Origin of the sequence: Rhodococcus sp. ACS1 (genome assembly GCF_002300155.1) — a bacterium.
Lineage (GTDB): Bacteria > Actinomycetota > Actinomycetes > Mycobacteriales > Mycobacteriaceae > Rhodococcus_F > Rhodococcus_F koreensis.
Genome location: NZ_NSDZ01000005.1, coordinates 1,598,109 through 1,610,797 on the forward strand (window position 1 = coordinate 1,598,109; position 12,689 = coordinate 1,610,797).

Consider the following 12,689-nt stretch of genomic DNA (forward strand, 5'->3'; position numbering starts at 1 on the left):
CGGGAAGGGTGCTGATGCGCGACGTGCTGGCAGACCTGATGGCGGTGTGGACGGTGGGCGGAACGGCGGGCGTCGGAACGGTGGTCCGCACGTTCCGCTCCGCACCGCGGCCGGCGGGGGCGTCCATGGTCGTGGCTCCCGACGGCAGCGCGTCCGGTTCGGTGTCGGGCGGATGCGTCGAGGGGGCGGTCTACGAACTCGCGACCGAGGTCGCGGCGACGGGGACGCCGGTGCTGCAGCGGTACGGGATCAGCGACGAGAATGCGTTCGAGGTGGGTCTCACCTGCGGTGGAATCATCGACATCTTCGTCGAGCCCGTCTCGCGGGACAATTTTCCGGAACTCGGTGAGATCGTCCGGGACATCGAGAACCACCGGCCGGTCGCGGTCGCCACCGTCGTGGCGCATCCCGATGCCACCCGGGTGGGTCGCCGGCTGATCGTCCGGCCCGAGGACGTGAGCGGTGCCCTCGGTTCGGACCGCGCCGATTCCGCCGTCACCGACGACGCCCGGGGTCTCCTCGCGGCCGGCGGCAGCACGGTGCTGACGTACGGCACCGACGGTCAGCGTCGTGGCGAGGGAATGGAGGTGTTCGTCGCCAGCTATGCGCCGCGGCCGCGCATGCTCGTGTTCGGGGCCATCGACTTCGCCGCCGCGGTGGCCCGGCAGGGCGCCTTCATGGGATACCGGGTGACGGTCTGCGACGCCCGGCCGGTGTTCGCGACGCACGCGCGGTTCCCGACCGCGGACGAGGTGGTGGTGGACTGGCCGCACCGGTACCTGGCCGGCCAGGCCGAGGCCGGTGCCATCGACGGCCGGACCGTGATCTGCGTACTCACCCACGACCCGAAGTTCGACGTCCCTCTCCTCGAGGCGGCGCTGCGCCTCCCGGACGTCGCGTTCATCGGTGCCATGGGATCACGCAGAACCGACCTGGACCGGCGCGAACGCCTCCGCGAGGCGGGTCTGACCGACACCGAACTCGACCGGCTGTCGAGCCCCATCGGCCTGGACATCGGCGCCCGCACCCCGGAGGAGACGGCGGTGTCCATCGCCGCCGAGATCATCGCCTGCCGGTGGGGTGGCACGGGGCGCCCGCTGGCGGAGTCGAGCGGCCGCATCCACCACGAGGAACCGGTGGATTCCCTCGTCGAATAGGGCGGTTCACCGGGGTTGACGGACCACCGGTTCTTGCGGAGGCTGAAAGGATCCACATTTGTGAGGTAGGTCACAATGCAAGTACCAGGATCCTTCGAATACGAGCGTGCAACGGGCGTCGACGACGCGATCGCCCTGCTCGACCGGCTGGGCGACGAAGCCCGCCTCGTGGCAGGCGGCCACAGCCTGCTCCCCATGATGAAACTTCGTCTCGCCAATCCCGAGTACCTCATCGACATCAACGACCTCGAGGGCGAACTCGGATACATCACGACCGAGCGGTCGAGGCTGCGGATCGGTTCGATGACCCGGCATCGCCGGCTTCTCGAATCGGACGAACTCGCGGCGGCGTTTCCACTCTTCCGCGACGCGGAGAAGGTGATCGCAGACCCGGTGGTCCGCAACCGCGGAACCATCGGCGGATCGCTGTGCCAGGCGGACCCGGCCGAGGACCTCACGACGGTCTGCGGTGTCCTCGGCGCCACGTGCGTGGTGCAGGGACCCGGCGGACGCCGCGAGATCCCCATGTCCGAGTTCATGGTCGGACCGTACGAGACGGCGCTCGCGCACAACGAGATGCTCATCGAGATCGTGATACCCGTCCACGGCCACAGCTCCAGCGCCTACGCCAAGGTCGAACGGCGAACCGGCGATTGGGCGGTCACCGCGGCAGGAGCGGCCGTCACCGTGGAGGGCGGCGAGATCGCCCGGGCCGCCGTTGGCCTGACCGCGGTCGACCCCGACCCCTCCGGGCTCGCGGACATCGCCGACTACCTGACCGGACGCCCCCCGTCCGAGGAGGCGTTCGCCCAGGCCGGGCGGATGGCCGCGCAGGTCTGCTCGCCGGTCGGCGACGCCCGCGGCACCGTCGACTACAAACGTCATCTCGCATCCGAACTCACGATCCGCACACTCCGTACAGCGGTCGACCGGGTGCTCCGCAGCGACGTGGAGCACGAGCCGACCGGAGAAGAGGCATAGCCATGCAGGTGAACATGACCGTCAACGGTGAAGCAGTGACCGCCGAGGTGGAACCGCGCATGCTGCTCGTCCACTTCCTCCGCGACCAGCTGGGCCTGACCGGGACCCACTGGGGCTGCGACACCAGCAACTGCGGCACGTGCGTCGTCACCGTCGACGGCGATCCGGTGAAGTCGTGCACGATGCTCGCCGCGATGGCCGGCGGGCACGACGTCCGCACGGTCGAGGGCCTCGAGCACGACGGCGAACTCGATCCCGTCCAGCAGGGCTTCATGCAGTGTCACGGACTGCAGTGCGGGTTCTGCACGCCCGGCATGATGATGACGGCGCGGGCCTTGCTCGACCGCGAGGAGAGCCCGGACGAGGCCACCATTCGGGAAGCGATTTCCGGGCAGATCTGCCGCTGCACCGGGTACACCACGATCGTGCGCTCGATCCAGTGGGCGGCGGACCACCGGGCCGGTGAAGCCGCCGAGCCCGAACCGGCAGGCGACTTCGACGCGGACGTCCAGGAGGACACGACGCGGGGCGCCGAGGGCACGCCAAAGACAGTCGAAGAGCACGTGGGAAGTGCGTCATGACCACCGTCGAATCGCGTCCGCCCTCGGGCGACGCCGTCGTGGACAACGACAAGAAACCGTGCGGCCACGGTCGCATGCTCCGCAAGGAGGACCCCCGCTTCATCCGGGGGCTCGGAAATTACGTCGACGACATCACCCTCCCCGGCATGCTGCACCTGGCGATCCTGCGGTCGCCAGTCGCGCACGCGCGGATCGTGAGCATCGATACCACTGCGGCGCAGGAACATCCGAAGGTGACGGCGGTGGTGACGGGCGCCGACCTCGCCGCGAAGAACCTCGCGTGGATGCCGACGCTGTCCAACGACGTGCAGGCCGTGCTGGCCACCGACAAGGTGCGTTTCCAGGGCCAGGAGGTCGCGTTCGTCATCGCCGAGGACCGCTATTCGGCCCGGGACGCGCTGGAACTGATCGACGTCGAATACGACATGCTCGATCCCGTCGTCGACGCCCGCGCGGCGCTGTCGCCCGATGCGCCGGTGATCCGCGACGACCTCGACGGCAAGACGGACAATCACTGCTTCGACTGGGAGACAGGCGATGCCGCCGCGACCGAGGCCGTGTTCGCGAAGGCGGACGTGGTGGTGAAGCAGGAGATCGTCTATCCCCGGGTGCATCCGGCGCCGATGGAGACGTGCGGTGCGATCGCCGACATCGACCGGGTGTCCGGCAAGCTCACCCTGTACACCACCTCACAGGCCCCGCACGCGCACCGGACGGTCTACGCCCTCGTCTCGGGAATCCCGGAGCACAAGATCCGGGTGGTGTCCCCGGACATCGGCGGCGGATTCGGCAACAAGGTGCCGATCTACCCGGGATACGTGTGCGCGATCGTCGCGTCGCTCGTGACGGGCAAACCGGTGAAATGGATGGAGGATCGCAGCGAGAACCTGATGAGCACCGGGTTCGCCCGCGATTACATCATGGTCGGCGAGATCGCGGCCACCGCGGAGGGCAAGATGCTCGCGATCCGCACGAAGGTGCTGGCCGACCACGGGGCGTTCAACGGCACGGCGGCGCCCATCAAATACCCGGCCGGTTTCTTTGGCGTCTTCACCGGCAGCTACGACATCGAGGCCGCGCACTGCGCGATGACGGCGGTCTACACGAACAAGGCGCCCGGCGGCGTGGCGTACGCCTGCTCGTTCCGCATCACCGAGGCCGTGTATCTGGTCGAGCGGCTCGTCGACTGCCTGGCATTCGACCTGAAGATGGATCCGGCGGAACTGCGGCTGAAGAATCTGCTGAGGCCGGAACAGTTCCCGTACACCAGTAAGACCGGGTGGGTGTACGACTCGGGCGACTACGAGACCACCATGCGCAAGGCCATGGACATGATCGGCTACGACCATCTGCGGGAGGAGCAGAAGGAACGCCGCGACCGTGGTGAGCTGATGGGAATCGGCATGGCGTTCTTCACCGAAGCCGTCGGTGCCGGCCCCCGCAAGGACATGGACATCCTGGGTCTGGGCATGGCCGACGGGTGCGAACTGCGGGTCCATCCCACGGGGAAGGCCGTCGTCCGGTTGTCGGTGCAGACCCAGGGGCAGGGCCACGAGACGACGTTCGCGCAGATCGTGGCGGAGGAACTCGGCATCCCGCCGGACGACATCGACGTGGTGCACGGCGACACCGACAACACGCCGTTCGGGCTCGGCACGTACGGCAGCAGGTCGACGCCGGTGTCCGGGGCGGCGGCCGCGCTGGTCGCCCGCAAGGTGCGGGACAAGGCGAAGATCATCGCGTCCGGGATGCTCGAGGCCTCGGTCGCGGATCTGGAGTGGGAGAAGGGCGAATTCCATGTGAAGGGCGATCCGTCGGCGAAGGTGACCATCCAGGACATCGCGATGCGGGCACACGGCGCAGGCGACCTGCCGGAGGGCATCGAAGGCGGACTCGAGGCGCAGATCTGCTACAACCCCGAGAATCTGACGTACCCGTACGGCGCGTACTTCTGCGTCGTCGACGTCGATCCCGGCACCGCCGTGGTGAAGGTACGGCGGTTCCTCGCCGTCGACGACTGCGGCACCCGCATCAACCCGATGATCATCGAGGGGCAGGTCCACGGCGGCATCGTCGACGGCATCGGCATGGCGCTGATGGAGATCATCGAATTCGACGAGGACGGCAACTGCCTCGGCGGGTCGCTGATGGACTACCTGATCCCCACCGCGCTCGAGGTTCCGAAACTCGAGACCGGCTTCACCGTCACCCCGTCGCCGCATCACCCGATCGGCGCCAAGGGCATCGGCGAATCGGCGACGGTCGGATCGCCCGCGGCCGTGGTGAACGCGGTGGTGGACGCGCTCGCCCCGTTCGGGGTGCGGCACGCCGACATGCCGCTCACCCCGTCCCGGGTGTGGGAGGCCATGCAGGGCCGCGCGACACCCCCGATCTGAGTGTCGCCCCCGTCGGCTGCGAGGAGGCCCGATGGATCTGAAAGAGCGTGCGGCGCAACTGGTGCGCGACCGCAGGCCGTTCGTCCACGCGACGGTGGTGCGGGCACAACCGCCGACGTCGAGTCACACCGGCGACGAGGCGATCCTCCTGCAGGACGGAACGATCGAGGGTTTCGTCGGCGGGCAGTGCGCGCAGAATTCGGTGCGCACGGCCGCGCTGGGTGTGCTCGAGCGCAACGAGAGCGTGCTGTTGCGGGTCCTGCCCGACGGGGCCGTGCAGTTCCCCGAGATGCCGGGCGCGTCCGTCGTGGTGAATCCGTGCCTGTCCGGCGGCGCCATGGAGATCTTCCTGGAGCCGCAGGTGCCGCCGCCGCTCGTCAGGATCTGCGGCAGCACACCGATCGCGCAGTGTCTGGCGGGTATAGCGGAGCTGCTGGGGTTCACCGTCGAGCACGACGACGCCGGGCAGTTCTCCGGCACGACGGCCGTGGTGCTCGCCGGCCACGGCGGACCCGAAGCCGAGGTCATCCGTGCGGCGCTCGACGCCGGCGTCGGGTACGTCGGGCTCGTTGCCAGCCGGACCCGCGGGGGAGCCATCCTCGACATGCTGGGCCTCACCGAGTCCGAGCGGGCGCGGGTGCACACCCCGGTCGGCCTCGACATCGGGGCGCGGACGTCGGCGGAGATCGCCGTGTCGATCGCGGCCGAGTTGGTGCAGCAGCTGCGGAGAGCGGGACTGCGGGCGCCGGAGGACGGTTCGGCCTCGCGGTCGGCGGTGGCGGAAGCGGTCGATCCGGTGTGCGGGATGCGCGTCGTGTTGGGACCGGACACCGTCCATCTCCGGCGCGACGGCCACGACTTCTGGTTCTGCGGGCCGGGGTGCCGGGCGTCGTTCGCGCAGGAGACGGGAGCGGTATGACGGAGGGGTTCGAGGATGTGGCGGACGTGGTCCGGCGGTTCGACGCCGAGGACTATCTCCTGGACCTCGGAACCGCGTCGGCGCTGTACCTCGGGGCGGTCCTGCGCCGTCCGCTGCTGCTCGAAGGCGAACCCGGAGTCGGCAAGACCACCGCGGCGAAGGCTCTGGCGACCGTTCTCGGTGCGCCGCTGATCCGGTTGCAGTGCTACGAAGGCCTCACCGCGAACGAGGCGCTCTACGACTGGAACTATCAGCGGCAGCTGCTCACCATCCGGCTGGCCGAGTCGCGGGGCGACGGCCTGACCGAGGACGACCTGTTCACCGAGGAGTTCCTGCTGGAACGTCCGATCCTGCACTGTGTGAGATATCGGGGACCGACCCCGCCCGTGCTGCTGATCGACGAGATCGACCGGGCCGACGACGAGTTCGAGGCCCTGCTCCTCGAGTTCCTGGGGGAGGCGTCGGTGACCGTTCCGGAACTGGGAACGTTCACGGCCGAACATCATCCCGTCGTCGTGCTGACGTCCAACCGCAGCCGCGATCTCCACGACGCGCTGCGCAGGCGGTGCCTGTACCACTGGATCGACTATCCGGAGCCGGCGCGGGCGGCCGCGATCGTGCGCCGCACGGTGTCCGTGGCGTCCGAACTCCTCATCGAGCACGCCACCCGATTCGTCGGCCGTGCCCGCGACCTCGATCTCGACAAGCCTCCCGGAATCGCGGAGACGATCGACTGGGTGTCCGCGCTCGCGGCGCTGGGTGTGGCCGATCTGGTTCGCGAAGACGCGATCTCGAGCCTGAGTGCACTCGCAAAGACCCCGGACGACCGCACAATGGTTCAGGACGCATTCGTCGACTACGCGCGCGGCCTGGCCACCGGATGAGAGGGTTCCGCCATGAAGATCGCCAACGAGTTCACCGTCAGCGCCCCGATCGAGCAGGCGTGGGAGGTGCTCAGCGACCTCGAGGAGGTTGCCCCCCTGCTGCCCGGCGCGCAGATGACCGGGCGGGAGGGCGACGACTACCTGGGGAAGGTGAAGGTCAAGGTCGGCCCGGTGACGAGTGAGTTCAAGGGCAAGGCCACGTTCGTCGAACGTGACGCGCAGGAGCACCGCGCCGTGATCGACGCCCGCGGCCGGGACTCGCGTGGTTCCGGCAATGCGTCCGCGACGATCACCGCCCAGTTGCACGAGGCGGGCGACGGCACCCGCGTCACCGTGGACACCGACATGAAGATCGTCGGCAAACTGGCGCAGTTCGGCAGCGGGATGATCCAGCAGGTGTCGGAGAAACTCATGGGGCAGTTCGCGGAATCGCTGGAAGCGAAACTCTCCGGAGGGCCTGCCGACCAGCCCGCGGCCGAACCCGAATCAGTGGGTTCCGCCACCGACTCCGCCGGCACCACGGCGCTGTCCGTGGCACGGCCCGCCGCCGAACCGGCGCCGCTGGACCTGCTGGCGCTGTCCGGTGCGGGTGCGTGGAAACGGTACGCCCCGATCCTCGCTGCCGTCCTCGCGGGAATCGTGGTCGTCCTCGTGGTGGGCCGCCGCAGGCGATGACCGCGTCGGGCATCCTGCGGGGTGTCGATCTCGCCGCGTTCGCCGTGGCACTCGTGGCCCGGTTGCGGGCCCGCGGCGTCGTGGTCTCGGCGAGCGGCCCCGCGGTGTTCGTGCAGGCGCTGCACCTGTCGCCGCCGGGTTCACGTTCGCGGCTGTACTGGTCGGCGCGTCTGACGCTCGTCAACCGCGTCGACGACCTCGCGTCGTTCGACGCGGTGTTCGCCGCGGTCTTCGAGGACGCGCTGCTGTCGGTGGACCCGCATGCGCGGCGCACCGCCGCCGGGCGGGAGTCGGCCCTCGCCGCCGTCCGCGACGGCCGCGACCGGCCCGGCGACCCGCAGGACGTCGAGGGCGTGCCGTGGATGACCCGACCGCTGATGACCGGCGGCGTCGACAACGCCGAGGACGGCCTTCACGACGCGCTCACCGCGGTGCCGGACACCCTGCCCAGCAGGCTCGTGGCCCGCGCCGACGAACCCTTCGCCCGATTCGACGCCCGCGATCTCCGGCTCCTCGGAGCCTGGCTGGAACAGGCCACCGCGGCGTGGCCGTCCCGCCGCACCCGGCGTCGCGAAGTGCATCGCCGCGGCAGGCGTATCGACCTGCGGGCCACCATGAACCGGTCGAGGGCGACGGGCTGGGAGCCGGTGGTGCTCGCGCGGAGCCGCGCCCGGGACCGCCCGCGCCGCATCGTCATGCTGTGTGACGTGAGCCGGTCGATGCAGCCGTACGCCGCGATCTACCTCCATCTGATGCGGGCGGCGGTGCAACGGCAGACCGCGGGCAGGCCGGAGGTGTTCGCGTTCTCCACGTCGCTGACGAGACTGACCCCCGTGCTCGCCCACCGCAGCGCCGAGACCGCGGTCCGCAGGGCGAACGAGAAGGTGGTCGACAGATTCGGGGGCACCCACATCGCGGGCAGTGTGAGTGAACTGCTCGCGTCCCCGCACGGCAACGCGCTGCGCGGCGCACTCGTCGTCATCGCATCCGACGGCTGGGACAGCGACGACCCGGAGCGTCTGGCACACGCTCTCACCCGGGTGCGTCGTCGCGCCCATCGCCTGGTGTGGCTCAACCCCCGCGCCGGTGACCCCGGCTTCCGGCCGCTCGTCGGTTCGATGGCGGCCGCGCTGCCCTTCTGCGACGCCTTCCTCCCCGCGCATTCGCTGTCCGCGCTGCGCGACGTGCTGGACGTGATCGGCCGCCTCGGCTGAGCGGGTGGCCCGACTCCACCCCCAGGGTGCCTGGCAGTCGTGGCGTCCTTCCCGGATGCTCGAACGACGGTGCTGCACACCGCGCTTCAGCTCACAGGAGGAACAATGTCGACTACCAGAACTTCCGCCAGGATCGTGGCGGCCATCGGGGCGATCCTCGCGGCCCTGTCGATCTCGTTGGTGGGAACCGCCGAGTTCGCCGGCGCCAGACCCTGTCAGAACGATTGTCACGCACCCGTTCCCAAACCTCCGGTCGACGGCTGCCAACTCTGCAATCCCAACCCCCCACCGCCTCCGCCGCCACCGCCCCCGCCGCCCCGGTAGGGAAGGGTTCGGCATGCGAGACACGCGCCCCGGCCGCACGGTCGGGGCGCGTGTCTCGTTGCGGTCGCACGCCGAGTCGTTGATCCGCGGGATGGGATGACAGATGATCGATCGGGGGCCGATCGCGTGTCGTACCGACCAGAAGAGGCGAATGCCGTGGCTACGCTCAGTTCACTGAATGTCGGGTTGCCCCGGGACGTGTCCTGGCGGGGACGGACGGTCCACACCGGCGTGTGGAAGCGCCCCGTGGACGGCCCCCGGACGGTCCGGAGGCTCAACATCGACGGTGACGGCCAGGGCGACCTCGGGGGACACGGTGGTGAGATCCGCGCCGTGCTCGTCTATCAGACCGAGTCCTACCGTCACTGGCGCGAATACCTCCGCCGTGACGATCTCGAACCCGGGCATTTCGGCGAGAACTTCACCGTCGACGGTCTGCCCGACGACGAGGTCTGCATCGGTGATCGCTACCGGATCGGAACCGCGGTCTTCGAGGTCACCCAGCCCCGCGTGACGTGCTACCGGGTGGGTATGCGCATGAACGAACCGCAGATGGCGGCGTTGCTCGTGTCCCACCGCAGGCCAGGCTTCTACCTCCGGGTGATCGAGGAAGGAGAGGTCGAGGCCGGGCAGGACATCGTGAAGGTCGCCGCGGGCCCGGAAGCGGTGCCCGTCGCGGAGATCGACGCGCTCCTGTACCTGCCCGGCCACCCCCGCGACGCACTCGAAAGGGCGTTGCGGATCCCGGCGTTGAGTCCCGGATGGAAGGAGTCGCTGCAGAGCATTCTGGACCGAGTCGATTCGGGTGCCGGCGGAAACGTCGGGCTGACGAAGACCGCAGGCAGCCCGCCGCCGGCGTGGCCAGGGTTCCGCTCGCTCACGGTGACCGGGATTCACGAGGAGAGCCGCCGCGTCCTGTCGTTGTCGTTGGCCGCACCCGACGGTTCGGCGTTGCCGTCCTGGCAGGCGGGGCAGTCGATCACACTGCGCCTGCACCCTGACGACGTGCAGGGCCCGGTGATCCGCAGCTATTCGCTGTCGAATCGCCCCGGCGCCGCCGACTACCGGATCAGTGTGAAACGGGAACCGCACGGCGTCGCAGGCCGGTACGTCCACTCGCGTGTGCGCCTCGGTGACACCCTCGAGGTGGCGGCCCCGCGAGGGACGTTCTTCCTGGACGGCGAGGCGAGGCCGGTGGTGCTCGTGTCCGCGGGCGTGGGGGTCACACCTCTGCTGTCGATGTTGTACGCACTCGTGGAAGCGGGTTCGTCGCGGCAGGTGTGGTGGGTGCACGGTGCCCGTGACGGATCCGAGCATCCCTTCGCCGAGGAGAGCCGCGACCTCCTGGACCGGTTGCCGGGCAGTCGTTCGCACATCGCCTACAGCAGGCCTGCCGAAACCGACAGCAGGGGCGCCGACTACACCACGGCAGGCCGGCTCACCGGGGAACTGATTGCGAGTCTCGGTCTGCCCGTGGACGCGGATGCCTATCTGTGCGGGCCCGCATCGTTCATGGCCGATCTCGGGTCCGCGCTCGCCGCCGACGGACTCGACCCCGCGCGGATTCACATCGAAACGTTCGGTGCGGAAGGAGCCCTCAATCCCGGTGTGGTACAGGGTTCGTCGCGGGCGCCCCATCCGCCGTCCGGACCGCAGGGTGCGGGTCCGTCCGTCTCGTTCGCACGCAGCGGGCTCACCGTGCCGTGGGACGCCGGGCGGGGAACCCTCCTCGACTTCGCCGAGGCGTGTGACGTGCCGACACGCTGGTCGTGTCGCACCGGCGTCTGCCACACCTGTGAAACGGTGCTGCTGTCCGGGGCCGTCGACTACGACCCGGAACCGATCGAACCGGCCGCGGACGGGAACACCCTCATCTGCTGCACCACACCGGCGGACGACGTGGTGCTGGACCTGTAGCGCCGACTAGTCCTCCGCGCCACCGGGATCCGACTCACCCTCGGCCTCGTCGCGGTCCGCCCACTCCAGCAGCGGCTCGAGTGAGAACACGGCGTCGTCGATTCCCGCGTGCAGATCACCGAGTGTCGCGAACCGCTCGGGGACGGTGGCGATCGTGAACTCGTGCGGGTCCACGTCGTCGATCTCGTCCCACGTCACCGGGGTGGACACCGTCGCGTCGGGCACACCCCGCACCGAATACGCACTGGCGATGGTGTGGTCGCGGGCGTTCTGGTTGTAGTCGACGAACAACTTGCGCGGGTCCCGGTCCTTCCGCCACCAGGTGGTGGTCACGTCCTTCGGTGCCCTGCGCTCCACCTCGCGGGCGAAGGCCAGCGCAGCCCGACGGACGTCGCCGAATCCCCAGTCGGGCCGGATCCGGACGTAGACGTGCATGCCGCTGCCGCCGGACGTCTTCGGCCACCCCGTCGCACCCAATTCGTCGAGCACCTCGTGCACCACCCCGGCGACGCGCCGCACCGTGTCGAACCCACAGTCGGGCATCGGATCGAGGTCGATCCGCCACTCGTCGGGTCGTTCGACGTCTGCACGGCGCGAGTTCCACGGATGGAACTCGACCGTGGACATCTGCACCGCCCAGATCACGTCCGCCGGGTGCGTGACGCACAGTTCGTCGGCGTGGCGGTTGTACCGCGGAAACGTCACGCGGACCGTCTGCACCCAGTCCGGCGCGCCGTGTGGCAACCGCTTCTGGTGCACCTTCTCGCCGCTCAGGCCGTCCGGGAAGCGGTGCATCATGCAGGGGCGTTCGCGCAGTGCGCGCACGATCCCGTCGCCGACGCTCAGGTAGTAGTTCGCGAGGTCCAGTTTCGTGGCGCCGGTGGCGGGGAAGTAGACGCGCTCCGGGTGCGAGATCCGCACGGTCCGGTCGCCGACCTCCAGTTCGACAGCGGGTGACTTGTCCTTACCGGTCGCCATGCAGCCAACCTAACCCGCGGCAGATCGGGCCCGGGTGGTTTCGCGGCCATCCTCGTCGCGGTGTGTGCACAGCGATTTGCCGGATGCGGGCGCAATTGCGCGGGATTCCGGCACATGCCTGTGCAACTGTGGCGAGGTCAGAACCCCGGGGCCCTGCCGCCGTTCCACAGTTGTTCGGTGACGTCGTGGAAGCAGACGAGGGTCACCGGGTCGTCCTGCCGGCGGAGGATGGGCCTGCTGACGAGTGCGCGGACCCGGGATCCGTCCTGATGTGCGAGGTCGACGGGGGTGGTCGCCGACTCACGGAGGTGTTCGACCGCCGCGGCGCCCGTCGACGTCTCGTCCAGGTCGAGGAGTTCGGACACCGGACGCCCGCGCAGTGACGCGACGGGGTGCCCCAGCATCCTCTCGAACGCACTGTTCGCGTGGACGACCGTGCCGTCGTCCTCGACCGCCAGGACGGGAACCGGGAGGCGCTCGAGCAGGACGAGGGCGGGTAGCTGCTCGAGGTAGCCCAACGGGGTGTCCGGGATCGGGCGACGTCTCTCCTCATGATCTGCCTCTGCGCTCACAGCCCTATACTCTCACCGATTCCGACCGCCCGTCCCGTTGTCGCCGCAGACGGCGATTCTTCGGAGGACATTCGGATCCGTCGGAGGGCGA

At 69.4% G+C, this 12,689-nt stretch carries 11 protein-coding genes; 9 read left to right on the forward strand and 2 right to left on the reverse strand.

Going from position 1 to position 12,689, the window contains the following annotated elements:
* Nucleotides 1-14: 14 nt before the first annotated feature.
* The 9 genes from CJ179_RS27875 to CJ179_RS27915 all read left to right on the forward strand — a co-directional run bounded on the left by CJ179_RS27875 (nt 15) and on the right by CJ179_RS27915 (nt 11,048).
* Nucleotides 15-1,157, forward strand: a complete 1,143-nt coding sequence (locus tag CJ179_RS27875) for an XdhC/CoxI family protein (protein WP_179377648.1) — start codon at nt 15-17, stop codon at nt 1,155-1,157.
* Nucleotides 1,158-1,232: 75 nt separating this feature from the next.
* On the forward strand, nt 1,233-2,138 hold the full coding sequence (locus CJ179_RS27880; protein WP_095863486.1) for a xanthine dehydrogenase family protein subunit M: 906 nt from the start codon (nt 1,233-1,235) through the stop codon (nt 2,136-2,138).
* A gap of 2 nt (nt 2,139-2,140) precedes the next feature.
* The gene (locus CJ179_RS27885) at nt 2,141-2,719 is read left to right on the forward strand and encodes a (2Fe-2S)-binding protein (protein WP_095863487.1); all 579 of its coding nucleotides are present in this window, start codon (nt 2,141-2,143) and stop codon (nt 2,717-2,719) included.
* On the forward strand, nt 2,716-5,115 hold the full coding sequence (locus CJ179_RS27890; protein WP_095863488.1) for an aerobic carbon-monoxide dehydrogenase large subunit: 2,400 nt from the start codon (nt 2,716-2,718) through the stop codon (nt 5,113-5,115). Before CJ179_RS27885 ends, CJ179_RS27890 begins: the two co-directional genes overlap by 4 nt.
* A gap of 31 nt (nt 5,116-5,146) precedes the next feature.
* On the forward strand, nt 5,147-6,034 hold the full coding sequence (locus tag CJ179_RS27895; protein ID WP_095863489.1) for an XdhC family protein: 888 nt from the start codon (nt 5,147-5,149) through the stop codon (nt 6,032-6,034).
* Nucleotides 6,031-6,918: a MoxR family ATPase gene (locus CJ179_RS27900; protein WP_072946900.1), complete on the forward strand. Its 888-nt coding sequence runs from the start codon at nt 6,031-6,033 to the stop codon at nt 6,916-6,918. Before CJ179_RS27895 ends, CJ179_RS27900 begins: the two co-directional genes overlap by 4 nt.
* A 12-nt stretch (nt 6,919-6,930) precedes the next feature.
* The gene (locus tag CJ179_RS27905; RefSeq protein ID WP_095863490.1) at nt 6,931-7,593 is read left to right on the forward strand and encodes an SRPBCC family protein; all 663 of its coding nucleotides are present in this window, start codon (nt 6,931-6,933) and stop codon (nt 7,591-7,593) included.
* Complete coding sequence (locus CJ179_RS27910) at nt 7,590-8,807, forward strand: VWA domain-containing protein (RefSeq protein WP_095863491.1); 1,218 nt, start codon at nt 7,590-7,592, stop codon at nt 8,805-8,807. Before CJ179_RS27905 ends, CJ179_RS27910 begins: the two co-directional genes overlap by 4 nt.
* A gap of 480 nt (nt 8,808-9,287) precedes the next feature.
* On the forward strand, nt 9,288-11,048 hold the full coding sequence (locus tag CJ179_RS27915) for an MOSC domain-containing protein (RefSeq protein WP_095863638.1): 1,761 nt from the start codon (nt 9,288-9,290) through the stop codon (nt 11,046-11,048).
* A gap of 6 nt (nt 11,049-11,054) precedes the next feature.
* Here the strand turns inward: CJ179_RS27915 and ligD are convergent, their stop codons facing one another.
* Together ligD and CJ179_RS27925 are read right to left on the reverse strand one after the other, a co-directional pair.
* Nucleotides 11,055-12,026, reverse strand: a complete 972-nt coding sequence (gene ligD / locus CJ179_RS27920) for a non-homologous end-joining DNA ligase (RefSeq protein WP_095863492.1) — start codon at nt 12,024-12,026, stop codon at nt 11,055-11,057.
* A 137-nt stretch (nt 12,027-12,163) separates the two neighbouring features.
* Nucleotides 12,164-12,598 carry a PAS domain-containing protein gene (locus CJ179_RS27925; RefSeq protein ID WP_072946891.1) on the reverse strand — a complete coding sequence of 145 codons (435 nt, stop codon included), beginning with the start codon at nt 12,596-12,598 and terminating at the stop codon, nt 12,164-12,166.
* Nucleotides 12,599-12,689: the final 91 nt, after the last annotated feature.